Origin of the sequence: Aromatoleum diolicum (genome assembly GCF_012910955.1) — a bacterium.
In the GTDB taxonomy this organism is placed as follows: Bacteria; Pseudomonadota; Gammaproteobacteria; order Burkholderiales; family Rhodocyclaceae; genus Aromatoleum; species Aromatoleum diolicum.
The window spans coordinates 183950-200026 of record NZ_WTVQ01000001.1; the positions used below are offsets into that span (position 1 = coordinate 183950).

Here is a 16077-nt window from a genome sequence, read left to right on the forward strand (position 1 = left end):
AGTTCATTCTCCCTGAAGCGCTTCGACCGTCCAGCGGTCATCGCGCTTGATGAGTTGCCGGTCGCAACCGGCCTCCTTCCAGCTTCCATCGTGTCCGGGCAGGGCCGTCATGACCACTTCACCCTCGGCACGCAATTGCGCAACCGCGCTGCGCAGCTCGGCGTCACTATCGGCGGGCGCCAGAATTGCACCTGCCTGGATCGAGTCCGGCAGCCCCAGCGCCAGCTCGCGCAGATCGAGACTGAAGCCCGTGGCCGGCCGCCCGCGGCCGAAAGCCTGACCGATGCGGTCATAGCGGCCGCCCAAGGCGAGCGCGGCCGGCGATCCATTGCCATATGCCGCGAACACCACGCCGTTGTGATAGTGGTAGCCACGCAAATCGGCAAGGTCGAAACTGATCGGCAGATCCGCGAGCGCATCCGCCAACCTGCCCAGATCGTCGAGCGCGGCCCGAATTTCGGCATCGTCCGGCAGGCGCGCACGCGCCTCATCGAGCACCTCCGCTCCGCCATACAGCGTCGGCAATGCCAGCAGCGCCGAGCGCACGGGCTCGGCAACGTCGGCGAGCAATTCGCGCAGGCCCGGCAGATCCTTGGCCTGCAGCAGGTCGAACAACTCTTCCTCGCGCTCGGGCACCATCCCGGCGCGCGCGGCCAGCACGCGGAACAGTCCGACATGCCCGAGATCGATACGACTCGCCGGCACTTCAGCGAGCCGCATTACCTCGGAAAGCAGGTGGATGATTTCGAGATCGGCATCGATACCGGCGTGACCATAAAGCTCAGCGCCGAGCTGCAGCGGCTCGCGCGTCGCCGTCAGCGTCGAGGGCAGCGCATGCAGCACACTGCCGCAGTAGCACAGGCGCGACACGCCGCTACGATTGAGCAGGTGCGCGTCGATACGGGCGACCTGCGGCGTCATGTCGGCACGCACGCCCATGGTCTTGCCGGAGAGCTGATCGACCAGCTTGAAGGTGCGCAGCTTGAGATCCTGGCCGGCCCCGGTGGTCAGCGAATCAAGATATTCGAGCAACGGCGGAATCACCAGCTGGTAGCCGTGACCGCGGAATGCATCGAGCAGGCGACGGCGCAGACGCTCGAGCTTGTCAGCCTCGGCCGGCAGCGCGTCCTGGATGTGATCGGGAAGAACCCAGCGCATGATTGTCAGGAAAACGCAAACAGTAGCAGCACGCCGATCAGCATCGAGGTCAGTCCGATAAAGCGGATCTGCCCGTCAGCCATCTGCGCGAGCCGCAAAAAAGTTTCGCGCCAGGCGGCTGGCGCGACAAAGGGCAGGAGGCCTTCGATCACCAGCATCAGTGCGAAGGCCAACAACAGCTTGTTGCCCATCCGGTCAGTTCTTCTTGCCCCCGGCGGAGTCCTTCAGGAACCTGAAGAACTCCGAGCTCGGGTCGACCACCATCACGTCGTTCTTGCTCGCAAAGCTCGAACGGTAGGCTTCGAGGCTGCGATAGAACGAATAGAACTCGGGACTCTGCCCGTACGCCTGCGCGTAGATCGCAGTTGCCTTCGCGTCGCCGGCACCCCTGGCCTGCTGCGCATCGCGGTAAGCCTCGGCAATGATGACCTCGCGCTGGCGCTCGGCATCGGCGCGAATCTTCTCGGCGATTGCGCCGCCTTCGGAACGCAGCTCGTTCGCGACACGCTTGCGCTCGGCTTCCATGCGGCGATACACCGACTCCGACACCTCGAGCGGCAGGTCGACACGCTTGAGGCGCACGTCAAGAATCTGCACGCCGATCTTGCGCGCATCCAGATCAGCGCGGGTGCGCATGTCTTCCATGATCTTTTCGCGAGCGCCCGAGACCACGTCATGCACCGTACGACGACCGAACTCTTCGCGCAGGCCACCATTGACGGTCTGCAGCAATCGGGTACGGGCGCGCGCCTCGTCTCCGGCCACCGACACGTAATACAGCCGCGGGTCGATGATGCGCCACTTGACGAAGTGATCGACAAGCACGTTCTTCTTTTCGGCGGTGATGAAGCGTTCAGGTTCCGGCGTATCCATCGTCAGGATGCGACGATCGAAGTAACGCACGTTCTGGATCATCGGCCACTTGAAGTTCAGACCCGGCTTGTCGATGACCTCCTTGATCTCTCCCAGCTGGAACACGACGGCAAACTGACGCTGATCGACGGTGAACAGCGTCATCGAGGCCAAGGCCACGAGGAACAGCAAAAAACCTGCAAGAAGCGACATCTTGTCACGCATTACCGCTCTCCCCGCTCACGATCGCGCAGCTCGCGATTGCGCGAATCCAAGGTATTGTCGGCGCGCGGCGCGGGTGCCGGCACAGCCGTACTGGTCGGGGGCGCTGACGACTCATGCGCGCCCGAAGCACTGCCGGTTGCCTGCATCAGCTTGTCCAACGGCATGAACAACAGGTTACCGTTGCCCTTGGCGTCGACCATCACCTTGCTGGTCTTCGACATCACCTGCTGCATCGTATCGATATACAGACGCTCGCGCGTGACTTCCGGCGCACGGCGGTATTCGGCCAGCACCTGGCTGAAGCGGCTCGCTTCGCCCTCGGCGTTGGCGACGACACTGGCGCGATAGCCATTGGCTTCTTCGATCAGGCGCGACGCGGCGCCTCGCGCACGCGGAATCACGTCATTCGCGTAGGCCTGACCCTCGTTGCGCAGACGCTCGCGATCCTGACCGGCCTTGACGGCGTCGTCGAATGCCGCTTGCACCTGCTCGGGCGGCTGGGCGTTCTGCATCGTCACGCGGCTGATCTGGATACCGGTATCGTAGCGATCGAGGATTTTCTGGATCGACTCGTGCGCGCTGGCCGCCATTTGCTCACGGCCCTCGTACAACACGAAGTCCATCTTGTTCTTGCCGACGATCTCACGCATCGCCGACTCCGCCGCCTGAATCACCGACTCGTCAGGATAGCGGTTGTTGAACACGTATTTTTCGGGGCTGGTAAGCACGTACTGAACGGCGAACTGGATGTTGATGATGTTCTCGTCGTCCGTAAGCATCAGGGCCTCGCGCAACACCTTGTTGCGCTCCGAGCCACGATAGCCGACTTCCACCGTGCGCACGCCGGTCAGATCGACCACCTCGCTGCTTTCGACGGGATAGGGCAGGCGCCAACGCAGGCCAGGCTCGGTGGTTTCGACGAAGCTGCCGAAGCGCAGCACCACGCCGCGCTGGTTGGCCTCGACAATGTAGAAGCCGCTGGCAAGCCACACCACCAGGATCAGGACCAGCAATGCACCGATACCGCCGCCGAACTGGCGGAACGACAACTGCGGCAGCTGCGGACCTCCGCCATTGCCGCCACCACCGCTGCGTGGACCGCGCTTGCCGAACATGGCGGAAAGACGCTGATTGAAGTCGCGCCACAGATCCTCGAGGTCTGGAGGGCCCTGATTGCCGCCGCGCTTGTCGTCGCCGCGCTTGTCGTCGCCATTCCCCTGGTTGCTGCCCCAGCGTGGGTCATTGAGAGACATTAGAACGCCTGTAATCACGTTTGAATTGGACCGATGTCGGAGAGATTCGGAGAAACGCCGAAAGGCGCTTCGGGCGCAGCTGTCACCGCGCATGCTACCTCAGCCAGGGCGTCGCGCAGCAAGCCAAGCCCTTCGCCAGTTCTGGCGCTCAAAAAAACGCGGACGATCTTACCATAATCGTCGCGCTGGACCGCCGGCTCGACCCGCGTCAGGTCGATCTTGTTCATGACCATAATCTGCGGCACGTCGCCGGCACCGATTTCCGTCAGCACCCGGTTAACGGCTTCAATCTGCGCCTCGCGGTCCTCGCTTGCCGTATCGACCACATGCAGCAGCAGGTCCGCAGTTGCGGTTTCCTCGAGCGTGGAGTGAAAGGCGGCAACCAGCGAGTGCGGCAAATCGCGGATGAATCCGACGGTATCCGAGAGCACCACGTTGCCACCTTCGCCGACGTACAGGCGTCGCGAGGTCGTATCGAGCGTCGCGAACAACTGGTCGGCCGCATAAGCTCCGGCCTTGGTCAGGGAATTGAACAGCGTCGACTTGCCGGCATTGGTGTAGCCGACCAGCGACACCGACAGCACGTTACGCCCTTCGCGACCACGACGCCGCACACGCCGCTGCTTTTCGATCTGTGCAAGACGCTCCTTGAGCAGCTTGACACGCTTGCCGAGGAGGCGGCGGTCGGTTTCGAGCTGGGTTTCACCCGGCCCCCGCAGACCGATGCCGCCCTTCTGCCGCTCAAGGTGAGTCCAGCCGCGTACCAGACGAGTGGACAGGTGATCGAGCTGGGCAAGTTCGACTTGCAGCTTGCCCTCGTGACTGCGCGCACGCTGAGCGAAAATATCAAGGATCAGCGCCGTGCGATCGACGACGCGACACTGCAGCGCCCGTTCGAGGTTACGTTGCTGGGCCGGCGACAGGGTGTGATTGAAAATGACAAAGTCGGCCTCGTACGCACGCAGCGTTTCGGCAATTTCCTCGACCTTGCCACGGCCGGCGAACAGTGCCGGATCTGGCCGCGCACGGCGCCCACCCACCACCGCTTCGACGCTGGCGCCAGCGCTGAGGGTCAACAGCTTGAGTTCGGAAAGTCGCTCGTCCAGCGCGCCCTGATTCAGGTCGAGCTGGACGAGTACGGCGCGCTCACCGGAATCGGGGCGCTCAAACATGGAGTCCTGCGGCGGTCGGCAGACGCCGCCGCAGCGGATGCTGTTCAGCTATTACCGTCACCCGAATCCTGCTGCTGGATATTGACCGGACGAGCCGGCACGACCGTCGAGATGGCGTGCTTGTACACCATCTGCGTCACGGTGTTCTTCAGCAGCACAACGTACTGGTCGAACGATTCGATCTGCCCTTGCAGCTTGATGCCATTGACCAGGTAGATCGCCACGGGGACATGCTCCCTGCGCAGGGTGTTCAGGAACGGGTCTTGTAGTAGTTGCCCTTTGTTACTCATTTTCAAACCTCGAAGCTTTGTCTTGTTGTGAATGTAAAGGATTTCATGCTGCGCCGCAACAAAGGCACGAACGCGACATCCCGGCGTGGAGTTGGATAATTATTCTTTTCCGATAAACGGATTGTGTGCGGTTCGGAACTGTATCCGCAAGGGGGTGCCCTGCAATTTGAACGCCTCCATGAAAGTACGTTCCAGGAAGCGGACGTAAGATGCCGGCACGTGGTCCAGCGCGGCACCGTGGATCACCACCACCGGCGGATTGTTGCCCCCCTGGTGCGCATAGCGCATCTTCGGGCGGAAAATGCCGTGGCGCGGGGGCGCCTGCTTGGCCAGAGCGGCCTGCAGCGTGCGGGTAAGACGCGGCGTGGACAAATTGACCATTGCGGCAGCGTAAGCCGCGTCGACCGATTTCATGACGGCGGCGACGCCCGCGCCCTTCAGCGCCGAGATGTAGTGAAACCGCGCGAACGACAGGAAATTGAGCTTGCGCGCGAGATCCTGCTTGATGAGTTCGCGACGGTAGTCGTCGACGTCGTCCCACTTGTTGACGGCCACCACCAGCGCGCGGCCGGAATCAAGGATGAAGCCGGCAATATGGGCATCCTGGTCGGAGATGTCCTGCGACGCGTCGAGCACCAGCACGACCACGTTGCACTCCTCGATGGCCTGCAGCGTCTTGATGACGGAGAATTTTTCCACCGCTTCGAAGACCTTGCCGCGGCGGCGCAGGCCGGCGGTGTCGATCAGCGTGTAGTTGCGGCCTTCGCGTTCAAAAGGAATGGCAATGGCGTCGCGCGTGGTGCCGGGCATGTCGAACGCAATCACGCGCTCTTCGCCGAGCAGACTGTTTACGAGGGTCGATTTGCCGACGTTGGGTCGCCCCACGATGGCGATGCGGGGGGAGCGCCCCTGCTCGTCTTCCGGCTCGGCGTCGTCGGGAAACTCCGCCAGCACGAGATCAACCACCTCTTTGACACCATCCCCATGCGTCGCCGACACGGGCAGGGGATCGCCGAGCCCAAGGGCGTGAAACTCGGCCGACACCATGGTCCGCTCCATGCCCTCGGCCTTGTTGACGACCAGATGCACCGGGCGACCGGCACGGCGCAGACGCGTGGCGATCTGCTCGTCGTGCGGCGTCAGTCCGGCACGGCCGTCGACGAGGAACAGCAACACGTCCGCTTCGGCGATCGCCTGCTCGGCCTGGCGCGCCATTTCGTGCATGATCCCGCTCTTGGCGACGGGGTCGAAGCCCGCGGTATCCACCACCAGGTAATCGCGATCACCGACTCGGCCGATGCCGTAGTGGCGATCGCGCGTCAGGCCGGGCTGGTCCGCAACAAGCGCATCGCGCGTGCGGGTCAGGCGGTTGAAAAGGGTGGATTTGCCGACGTTGGGCCGGCCAACCAGAACTATGGTGGGTTTCACGCGCTCATTCCCGCTTAGCGGGCCTCATAGACGTGGACGCCACCGTCCCGCGTCTGGATGACAAAACCGTCGCGCCCGAAGCGGCGCGGGTCGGCAGCGATGGCGCTGCTGTCGGCACGTGTGCGCGCCACGAAAGCGCCGGTTTCGCGGTTGAGCAGATGAACATAACCCTCGAGATCGCCGATGGCAACAAAGTCGCCGACGATCACCGGACGCGACACCGCGCGCCGCGGCAAGGCATCCTGCTTCCACACGCTGGCGCCGCTGGCGCCGTCAAGCCCATGCACGGTATCTGCGTCGTCGGTAATGACGACGAAACGCGTATCCCGATCCATGCCGACACTGCTGGAAAAATCGCGCGACCACAGCGCGTTGCCGTTACTGGCGTCGAAACACCCGGCGCGTCCCTGATAGGACACGGCGCAGATTTCCTTGCGCCCGAGCACCGGCGTGCCGGCGATGTCAGCAACGCGTTCGAGTTCGGTCGCGCCACGCGGCGTGGCGACCGTCAGCTCCCACAGTTGCCCACCGTTGGCGAGGCTCACGGCGACGAGCTTGCCACCCGGATAGCCGGCCAGCGCGGCGCCACTCTCGAGCGTGACGCCGGCAAAACTGCGCAACGAGAGGGGCGGCGTGGCGCGCTGGAATACCCAGCGGCGCGCGCCGGTGCTGGCATCCAGACCAATCAGACGGCTGTCCGAGGCACGCACCACAACGATCGCATCGCCGACGGCAGGCGGCGCGAGAACCTCGGCGCCGACCGGGGAGCGCCAGCGCTCCGATCCATTTTCGGCGTCCAGGGCAACGATCTCGCCGGCGGTCGTCGCCACGACCGCCAGGCGCCCGTTGCTGCCCACACCGGCCGAAAGGCGCTTGCCGGCGTTCGCCGTCCACACCGGACGGCCATCCTTGTATCGCGCAACAACGCCGTCATGCGCTGCGGCATAGACGTCCTCGCCCACGACCGCCGGCTGGAACACGTAGGGGCCGGACGCGCCGACGCGCACCTGCCACACCGCACGCAGTTCCGCCGAAGGCTGGATCGCCGCGAGCGGCGCAGGCTTGGGCGTCGACGACGCAAACGGGTTGAGCGAGGAGCAGCCGGCAAGCAGGGCCAGCGAGCCCGAAAACACCAGGGCGGAGAGGGGTCGCATCATCACTCAGCCCTCCAGGGCTTGTTGCTTGACGCGAATCACCTCACGCAGGGTTTCGCCGCCTTCGGCACCCTCCACGCCCAACGCATCGATCGCCGCCTGATAGGCACTGCGGGCCTCGGCGATCTTGCCGCTGGCCGCCAGCACGTCACCGCGCAAGTCTTCGAAGCGTGCCTTGAGTGCAGGCGCCGGCGCCGTCCCGCCGAGACGCGCCAGCGCTTCGTCATGCGCCCCTTCATCGAGCAGCACGGCCGCCAGGCGCAGGCGTGCAATGTCCTTGAGCGCCGCATCGTTGCCCTTGTCGAGCAGCCACTCGAGCTGAGCCCGCGCGTTCTTGCCGTCGCCGGCGGACAGCTGCACACCGGCCGAGATCAGCGCAGCCATCTCGGCATACGAAGTTCCGGGGAACTTCTCGATGATCTGCCCGGCCGCTTCGCGCGCCTTCTGTGCATTGCCCTGCTGCGCGGCAGACTGCACCGCGAAATACAGCGAACCCGCCTCGCCGGCCTGTTTGTTCTTGTAGTACTGGAACCCCTGCCAGCCGACCGAGGCCAGCGCGGCCACCACCGCGATCGCGGTCACCAAATTGCCATACTGGGCCCACCAGGCCTTCAGTTCGGAAATCTGTTCCTGCTCTTCCAGATCATAAACCGCCATCATTTTCCTCTTCGTCAATGAACAGGCATTCGGCCACCGCATCGGCGATGCCTTCAAGCGCCACACGTTGTTGCCCGCCGGGCCCACGCAGGGGCTTGAGTCCGACCTCACCGGTGGCGGCTTCGTCTTCGCCAATCACGACTGCCAGCTGCGCGCCGCTGGCGTCGGCCTTCTTCATCTGCGACTTGAAACTGCCACCACCGCAATGCGTCAGCACGGCGAAGCCATAGCCGCGCAGCGCTTCCGCCGCGCGGAACGCAAGGCGCTGGGCCTGTTCGCCGAGGTGCACGACATACACATCGGGCTGCGCCCGCTCGACTTCGCCACCGCCTTCACGCCACAAGGCCAGCAGACGCTCGACCCCCATCGCGAACCCGGCGGCCGGCGCAGGCTTGCCGCCGAGCTGCTCGACCAGGCCGTCGTAGCGCCCGCCCGCACACACCGTTCCCTGTGCGCCGAGACGCGTGGTCACCCACTCGAATACCGTGCGGTTGTAGTAATCGAGTCCGCGCACCAGGCGCGGGTTGATGCGGTAGGGAATGCCGGCATCCTTGAGCAGGGCCTGCACGCCATCGAAATGCTTGAGCGATTCGTCGCCGAGGAAATCGATCAGTTTGGGCGCGGCTTCGACGAGATCCTGCAGATCAGGATTCTTGGTGTCGAGGATGCGCAGCGGATTGGTATGCAGGCGGCGCTTGGCGTCCTCGTCCAGGCGCTCCTGGTGCGCCGACAGATAGGTGATGAGCTCGGCACGATGGCGTGCTCGCTCCTCGCTGGAACCGAGCGAATTGAGCTCGAGACGCACGTCCTCGAGACCGAGATCGTCCCACAGCCGCGCGCACATCAGGATGTGCTCGGCGTCGATGTCGGGGCCATCGAAGCCCATCGCCTCGACGCCAATCTGGTGGAACTGACGATAACGCCCTTTCTGCGGACGCTCGTGCCGGAACATCGGGCCGTGGTAATACAGGCGCTGCGGGCCGGCAAACAGCATCTTGTGCTGGATCGCGGCGCGCACGCAGGAGGCGGTGCCTTCCGGACGCAGCGTCAGCAGCTCGCCGTTGAGGGCATCCTCGAAGGAGTACATTTCCTTCTCGACGATGTCGGTGACTTCACCGATGGCGCGCTTGAACAGCGGCGTCGGCTCGACGATCGGCATGCGGATGGGGCGATAGCCGTAGCTGCGCAGCCAGTCGCGAACAATATCCTCGAAATGTTCCCAGGCCTCGGCCTCGTCGGGCAGGATGTCGTTCATCCCGCGAACGGCTTGCAACGTCTGATTGCTTTGTTTCTTTTCAGTCATAAGGGGACGGTTCAGACCGCCTTTTTTGTGTATCTGGTCGCCACGTAGTTATCCACGATGGCCTTGAATTCGGCGGCAATGTTATCGCCGCGCAGGGTAACCGTTTTTTCGCCGTCGACGAATACCGGCGCCGCCGGGGTTTCGCCGGTGCCGGGCAGCGAAATGCCGATGTTGGCATGCTTGCTTTCGCCCGGCCCGTTGACGACGCAGCCCATCACGGCGAGCGTCATGTTCTCGACGCCGTCGTACTGCTCGCGCCACACCGGCATCTGCTCGCGCACGTAGTTCTGGATGCCCGAGGCGAGTTCCTGGAAGAAAGTGCTGGTGGTCCGCCCACATCCCGGACATGCCGTGACCATCGGCGTGAACGCGCGCAAGCCCATGGTCTGCAGGATTTCCTGCGCCACGACGACTTCCTGCGTGCGGCTGCCGTTGGGCTCCGGCGTCAGCGAGATGCGGATCGTGTCGCCGATGCCTTCCTGCAGCAGCACCGCGAGCGCCGCGGTCGATGCGACAATGCCCTTCGAGCCCATGCCGGCCTCGGTGAGCCCAAGGTGCAGCGGGTAGTCGCAGCGCGCTGCCATGTCGCGATACACCGCGATCAGGTCCTGCACGCTCGACACTTTCGCAGACAGGATGATGCGGTCCCCGCCGAGACCGTATTCCTCCGCCTTTACGGCAGATTCCAGCGCAGACACGACCAGCGCTTCGCGCATCACCGCGCCGGCGTCACGCGGCTCAGCGCGCTTGGCGTTCTGGTCCATGACGCGGGCAAGCACCGACGGATCGAGGCTGCCCCAGTTGACGCCGATGCGCACCGGTTTGTCGTACTTGCAGGCAATTTCGATGATCGAGGCGAACTGCGGATCGCGCCTGGTGCCGGCGCCGACGTTGCCCGGATTGATCCGCAGCTTGGCGAGCGCCTCGGCGCAGGCCGGGTGATCGGCGAGCAGCTTGTGACCGTTGTAATGGAAGTCGCCGACCAGCGGCACGTCCATGTTGAGCGCGAGCAGGCGGTCGCGGATATGCGGCACGGCCTTCGCGGCAGCCTCGTTATTGACCGTGATGCGCACCAGTTCCGAACCGGCACGCGCGAGTTCGGCGACCTGCATCGCGGTCGCAAGCACGTCGACGGTATCGGTATTGGTCATCGACTGCACCACCACCGGCGCATCCGAGCCGATCAGCACGCGTCCGACGCGGACTTGCCGCGTGCGGTGACGCGGCATCGCCGCGGCGGGGCGCTCTAGGGAGGGGTTTGTTGCCAATTCAGCTTACTCCAGGGTCAATCTTGCGACGCTGACACGCACGTACGGCGTCATGTCGTAGGGCTTGCCGCGATACTCGAGCGACACCTGCCGGGCGTTGCCCACCACCAGGGCAAACGGCGGTTTGCCCTGCACGGTGCGGGTACCGCCGGCATGGCTGATGCCCGAATAAACGATCGAACCGCTGGCGTCACGCACCTCGACCCATGACTCCCCCTCGAAACGGAACACCATGTGCTCGACGCCGTCGGCGCGCGCGGCCACGGCGACTGGCGCTGCGGGGGCGACTGGCGCTGCGGGGGCGAGCGGCGCCGGCGCAGGCGGCGCGATGGCCGGGACGCTCGCGGGGGGCACGGAACCGGGCAGCGCCGGCACGAGCGGCGGCGGATTCACCGTGGTTGCACTGTCGGGGACTGCAGGGGGCGTCGGCATCGGCGAAATTGCCAACGCCGTGCTGTCGGTGCCGGGCGACGTGACGCCGGGAGAAGGCATGACGATGGGCTCGCCCGCCGGTGCTGCGTCGCCGGGGAGCGCCGCGTCAGGCGCAGGCTCGGTCACGGCGATGGATTCATCAGGCATCTGAAACCAGTCGAAATACCAGCCGGCGATCACCACCACCAGCAGCCCCCCGGCGATCAGCGCCGCCGGAAGCTGCACGGCACGCGACGCGCCGCCACTCGGCATGACGCCCTCGGCATTGGAAACCGGTACCAGCTCCACTACCTGCGCGCCCGCTTCGAACTCGAAAGCCGCCAGCACCGCTGACGGATCGACGCCGAGATAGCGCGCATAATTGCGCAGGAATCCGCGTGCGAACGCCGGGCCCGGCAGCAGGTCGAGCCGCCCGGCCTCCATCGCTTCAATTTGCCTGCTGGTCAGTTTGAGGGCGTTTGCCACGTTGCCGGTCGTCTCGCCGCGGCTCTCGCGCAGACGGCGCAATTGCGCGCCGACCGCGGCGGCGTCGGCAGACGGCGCCGCACTCCCCTGCGGGTCCAGATGCACTTCTGTCACTGGTATTTTCCCTGAATCATGGCCTGATATTCCGGGCTATCGGCAAAGCGCCCGCGCAACTGGGCCGCATAGCTCGCCTCCGCATCGCGGTTGCCCATGCGACGCTCGGTACGCAGGCCCAGCCATATCGACCGGGCACTCGGCTCGCCCTGCTGGTGCAATTTCACCAGATACGTACTCGCTACGCTGTAGGCGCCGCGGCGATAGGCAATTTCCGCGAGGTGATACATCGCCTGAGCGTTGCCCGAATCGAGTTGCACCGCGCGCTGGAACTCGTTTTCGGCCGCGGCATCGTTCCCCTCGCGCAGGTAGCACAACCCGGCATTGGTGTACGGCCGCGTCGGCGTGCGATAGTAAGGATTGCGCGCCGCCATCGAGAGCCGTGCAAGACCGTCCTGCGTTTGCCCGGTGACGCACTGGAACCAGCCGTAGCTGTTGTTGAATTCCGGATCATTGGGCGCCAGGCTCAGCGCGCGCTGGAAATTTTCGCGTGCGGCATTGGGGTCTTCGACATACATGTACACCAGCCCCATCAGGTGATAGGCCGGCGAATAGCTGGAATCGCTCTGGAGCGCGATGCGCGCCTCGTCGAGCGCGACGGCGTAGCGTCCGACCTGGAAATATGCGAGCCCCAGCTCGACGTGCACCTTGGCCGTGGCGGTCGTCTTGCCCGAAGCGGGCATATCCGATACGGGCCGATCGGCCAGCGGACCGCCCGCACCAGGGGCAAGGGGCGCGGTAACACACCCTGCCAGCGCCAGCGCGAACAGGGGAATTGACAGCTTCGCGATCATCCGCTTCATGCACGATCCTCGGTCGTTTTCACCAAACGTACGGTACGGCGCGTGCGATCCTGCACTTGGCCGGCGAGCTGGCCGCAGGCCGCGTTGACGTCATCGCCACGCGTCTTGCGGGTCGTGGTGACAATGCCCGCGTCAATCAGGATACCTGCAAAGCGGCGGATTCGTTCGGGGCTCGAGCGCTCGAATCCGGAGTTCGGGAAGGGATTGAACGGGATCAGGTTGAACTTGCATGGCACGTCACGCACCAGCGCCACCAGCGCCCGTGCATGGGCGTCCGAGTCGTTCACGCCGTCGAGCATGACGTACTCGAACGTCACGAAATCGCGTGGCGCGCGCTCGAGATAGCGCTGGCACGCGGCCATCAGCTCACGCAACGGATACTTCTGGTTGATCGGCACCAGGCGGTCGCGCAGCGCATCGTCCGGCGCGTGCAGCGACACCGCCAGCGCCACCGGACATTCGTCGCGCAGGCGATCCATCGCCGGCACGATGCCCGAGGTCGATACCGTGACCCGGCGGCGCGACAGGCCGTACGCATGGTCATCGAGCATCAGACGCAATGCGGTGACGACGTTGTCGAAGTTCGCGAGCGGCTCGCCCATGCCCATCATCACGACATTGCTGATGACGCGGCCATTGTCCGGCTCGCCTTCGGCATCCTTCGCGCCGGCCGGGGCGGCACTGCCGCCGAGCAGCTTGTTGGCGAGCCACAGCTGGCCGATGATCTCGGCCGCACTCAGGTTGCGGTTGAAACCCTGCTTGCCGGTGGAACAGAAGGCGCAGTCGAGCGCGCAGCCGGCCTGCGAGGAGATGCACAGCGTGCCGCGGTTGGTTTCGGGAATGAACACCGCCTCGACCGCATTCGCGCTGCCGACGTCGAGCAGCCACTTGCGCGTACCGTCACTGGACACCGTATCGCGGATGGCCTGCGGCGGGCGAATGCAGGCTTCCTGCGCGAGCTTTGCGCGCAGGCTCTTTGCGACGTCGGTCATGTTGTCGAAATCGGTTTCGCCGAAGCGGTGCATCCAGTGCATCACCTGGCGCGCACGAAAGGGCTTTTCGCCCCGTTCCGCGAACCAGCTGACGAGACCATCGACGTCGAAATCGAGCAGATTGACCGGTATAAGCATGTTTTCCTGTGCTGCCCTCAAAATGCAATCGGCCCGCGACGCACGAAGTGCGCGGGCCGATCCGCGGGCATAGCCCTGAGAGGCTTAGCGGGCGTAAACGTTCATTCCGGGGAAGAAGAACGCGATTTCAACCGCGGCGGTTTCCGGCGCATCGGAACCATGGACCGCGTTCGCGTCGATCGAATCGGCGAAGTCGGCGCGGATGGTGCCCGGAGCGGCCTTCTTCGGGTCGGTGGCGCCCATCAGGTCGCGATTCGTGGCGATGGCGTTTTCGCCTTCCAGCGCCTGGATCATCACCGGACCGGAGATCATGAAGGACACCAGATCCTTGAAGAAGGGGCGCTCCTTGTGGACCGCGTAGAACTGGCCGGCTTCGCGCTCGGACAGGTGCACCATCTTCGAGGCGACGATCTTGAGACCCGCATCTTCAAAGCGCTGGTAGATCTTGCCGATCACGTTCTTGGCGACGGCGTCGGGCTTGATGATGGACAGGGTGCGTTCGATTGCCATTTGAAAACTCCGGATTGAATCGGTAAGCAGAAAGTGAGCGGAAAAAGCGTAGCTCGTGATTCTAGCAGTTTTTCGCGGGAGACTCTCGGCAAGGCCACCACCTAAAGGAATGCAACCGGATGCTGCGGTGCAATGGCGCGGTTCTTGCGGAAGACCCTTGCCCCAACTCGGGAATACGGGATTCACCATGACGCAACCCAACAACTATCGACGCACTTCCGACATCGATTTGCTGACAATTTACGAGATCAGCAAGGTTCTGACCTCATCACTCGATTTCCGGCAATGCATTCACAGCGTCCTGCGCCTGCTGTTGTCGCAGCTGCAGATGCGTCACGCCCTGGTCGGTTTGGTGCAGGCGGACGAGCAGTTGCACATACTTGGTGCGGCGGGCGTGCCCTGGCCGATGACCGAGGCGCCCGTGCTCGACCCGCGAGAAGGCGTCATCGCCAAAGTGTTGCGCAGCGGCTCGCCGATCGTGATTCCCGACATCTCGAACGACGCCAATTTCACCAATCGTACAGGGCGCGACCCGCAGCAGCTGGTGGGGGTGTCGTACATCGTCGTGCCATTGAAGATCGACCGCGCGGTGATCGGCATCCTGTCCGCAGACCGCCACCCCGACGGTGACGAGCCGATCAATTTCGAGCGCGACGTGCGCATCCTGTCGCTGGTGGCGAACCTGCTGGGGCAGACCTACCGCCTGCATCAGTCGGTCGCCGCCGACCGCCAGGCGCTGCTTGAAGAGTCGTATCGCCTGCAGAAGCAGTTGCAGGGCAAGTACGACATCGAAAACGTGGTGGGACGCTCGAAGCGCATGAAGGAGGTGTTCGCCGACGTGCATCAGGCGGCGCCATCCGGTGCGACCGTGCTGTTGCGTGGCGAATCGGGCACCGGCAAGGAGGCGATCGCGCACGCGATCCATTACCTGTCGCCGCGCGCCAAGGGGCCGTTCGTGAAGCTCAATTGCGCGGCCCTGCCGGAAACCTTGCTTGAGTCGGAGCTGTTCGGGCACGAAAAAGGGGCCTTCACCGGGGCGACTTCGGAGCGCAAGGGGCGCTTCGAACTGGCGAAGGGCGGCACGATTTTCCTCGACGAGATCGGCGATATTTCGCCCGCCTTCCAGGCGAAGCTGCTGCGTGTGCTGCAGGAGCAGGAATTCGAACGCGTCGGCGGCAACAAGACGCTGCGCGCCGATGTGCGCCTGGTCGCGGCAACCAACCGCAATCTCGAAGAGATGGTGCAGACCAAGGAGTTTCGCGCCGACCTGTATTTCCGCCTGAACGTGGTGACGATCTTCATGCCGTCGCTGCGCGACCGCAAGGACGACATTCCCTTGCTGGCGGACTTCTTTCTCGATCGCTTCAACAGGGAAAACCGACGCCAGCTGACGATCACGCCGGGTGCGCTGGACATCCTGATGGAGTGCAACTGGCCGGGCAACGTGCGCGAGCTGGAGAACTGCATCCAGCGCGCAGCGACGATGACACGCGCGAACGTGATCCGCGAGGTCGACATGCGCTGCCAGAAGGGGCAGTGCTTTTCGGCCGTGCTGCTCGAAAGCGCACAGTCGCGGGCGTGTTTTCCGGTGGTAGGGATACCCGGGCGCGCCACGATCGCACCGCCGGTGTCGCGCCGCCCGGCGGCGGCGCCAGCGGTTCAGCCCGAGGACGCGGCCGGAGAGTTCGCCGCGTACGAGCGCGCCGCGCCCGTGAGCGAGCGCGACCGCCTGGTCGACGCGATGGAGCGCTGCGGCTGGGTCCAGGCCAAGGCGGCGCGCCTGCTCGGACTGACGCCGCGCCAGATCGGCTATGCCCTGCGGAAGTACAACGTCGAAGTGAAACAGCTTTGATCCGGTTGCAG

General features: G+C 64.4%; 16 protein-coding genes. 1 reads left to right on the top strand and 15 read right to left on the bottom strand.

Annotated elements, in window-relative coordinates; genetic code table 11:
* Positions 1 to 3: 3 nt before the first annotated feature.
* The 15 genes from GPA25_RS00835 to ndk form a co-directional block, all read right to left on the bottom strand.
* A complete protein-coding gene (locus GPA25_RS00835) occupies positions 4 to 1158 on the bottom strand; it encodes an ATP phosphoribosyltransferase regulatory subunit (protein ID WP_169258444.1) in 1155 nt (384 codons plus the stop codon).
* Positions 1159 to 1163: 5 nt separating this feature from the next.
* A complete protein-coding gene (locus tag GPA25_RS00840) occupies positions 1164 to 1349 on the bottom strand; it encodes a DUF2065 domain-containing protein (protein WP_169258445.1) in 186 nt (61 codons plus the stop codon).
* Positions 1350 to 1353: 4 nt separating this feature from the next.
* The gene (hflC, locus tag GPA25_RS00845) at positions 1354 to 2235 is read right to left on the bottom strand and encodes a protease modulator HflC (protein ID WP_169258446.1); all 882 of its coding nucleotides are present in this window, start codon (positions 2233 to 2235) and stop codon (positions 1354 to 1356) included.
* Complete coding sequence (hflK, locus tag GPA25_RS00850) at positions 2235 to 3488, bottom strand: FtsH protease activity modulator HflK (protein ID WP_169258447.1); 1254 nt, start codon at positions 3486 to 3488, stop codon at positions 2235 to 2237. Before hflK ends, hflC begins: the two co-directional genes overlap by 1 nt.
* 14 nt (positions 3489 to 3502) lie before the next feature.
* Positions 3503 to 4660: a ribosome rescue GTPase HflX gene (gene hflX, locus GPA25_RS00855; RefSeq protein WP_169258448.1), complete on the bottom strand. Its 1158-nt coding sequence runs from the start codon at positions 4658 to 4660 to the stop codon at positions 3503 to 3505.
* Positions 4661 to 4704: 44 nt separating this feature from the next.
* Positions 4705 to 4950, bottom strand: a complete 246-nt coding sequence (hfq, locus tag GPA25_RS00860; RefSeq protein WP_026295813.1) for an RNA chaperone Hfq — start codon at positions 4948 to 4950, stop codon at positions 4705 to 4707.
* Positions 4951 to 5049: 99 nt separating this feature from the next.
* A complete protein-coding gene (gene der / locus GPA25_RS00865) occupies positions 5050 to 6378 on the bottom strand; it encodes a ribosome biogenesis GTPase Der (RefSeq protein ID WP_169258449.1) in 1329 nt (442 codons plus the stop codon).
* 14 nt (positions 6379 to 6392) lie between these two features.
* Positions 6393 to 7535 carry an outer membrane protein assembly factor BamB gene (gene bamB, locus GPA25_RS00870; protein ID WP_211162885.1) on the bottom strand — a complete coding sequence of 381 codons (1143 nt, stop codon included), beginning with the start codon at positions 7533 to 7535 and terminating at the stop codon, positions 6393 to 6395.
* Between the two features lie 3 nt (positions 7536 to 7538).
* Positions 7539 to 8189 carry a tetratricopeptide repeat protein gene (locus tag GPA25_RS00875; RefSeq protein ID WP_211162886.1) on the bottom strand — a complete coding sequence of 217 codons (651 nt, stop codon included), beginning with the start codon at positions 8187 to 8189 and terminating at the stop codon, positions 7539 to 7541.
* On the bottom strand, positions 8176 to 9492 hold the full coding sequence (hisS, locus tag GPA25_RS00880) for a histidine--tRNA ligase (protein WP_169258451.1): 1317 nt from the start codon (positions 9490 to 9492) through the stop codon (positions 8176 to 8178). Before hisS ends, GPA25_RS00875 begins: the two co-directional genes overlap by 14 nt.
* An 11-nt stretch (positions 9493 to 9503) precedes the next feature.
* Positions 9504 to 10721, bottom strand: a complete 1218-nt coding sequence (gene ispG / locus GPA25_RS00885) for a flavodoxin-dependent (E)-4-hydroxy-3-methylbut-2-enyl-diphosphate synthase (RefSeq protein WP_169258522.1) — start codon at positions 10719 to 10721, stop codon at positions 9504 to 9506.
* A gap of 45 nt (positions 10722 to 10766) precedes the next feature.
* Positions 10767 to 11771, bottom strand: coding sequence for a RodZ domain-containing protein (locus GPA25_RS00890; protein ID WP_169258452.1), 1005 nt, complete (start codon positions 11769 to 11771; stop codon positions 10767 to 10769).
* Complete coding sequence (pilW, locus tag GPA25_RS00895; RefSeq protein WP_169258453.1) at positions 11768 to 12574, bottom strand: type IV pilus biogenesis/stability protein PilW; 807 nt, start codon at positions 12572 to 12574, stop codon at positions 11768 to 11770. The genes GPA25_RS00890 and pilW overlap by 4 nt, the downstream gene beginning before the upstream one ends.
* A complete protein-coding gene (gene rlmN, locus GPA25_RS00900; protein ID WP_169258454.1) occupies positions 12571 to 13704 on the bottom strand; it encodes a dual-specificity RNA methyltransferase RlmN in 1134 nt (377 codons plus the stop codon). Before rlmN ends, pilW begins: the two co-directional genes overlap by 4 nt.
* An 84-nt stretch (positions 13705 to 13788) precedes the next feature.
* Positions 13789 to 14214 (bottom strand): nucleoside-diphosphate kinase, encoded by a 426-nt coding sequence (gene ndk / locus GPA25_RS00905; protein ID WP_169258455.1) that lies wholly within the window; start codon positions 14212 to 14214, stop codon positions 13789 to 13791.
* A gap of 187 nt (positions 14215 to 14401) precedes the next feature.
* Here ndk and nifA point away from each other — a divergent pair, with 187 nt between their 5' ends.
* Positions 14402 to 16066, top strand: coding sequence for a nif-specific transcriptional activator NifA (gene nifA / locus GPA25_RS00910; protein WP_169258456.1), 1665 nt, complete (start codon positions 14402 to 14404; stop codon positions 16064 to 16066).
* Positions 16067 to 16077 lie beyond the last annotated feature (11 nt).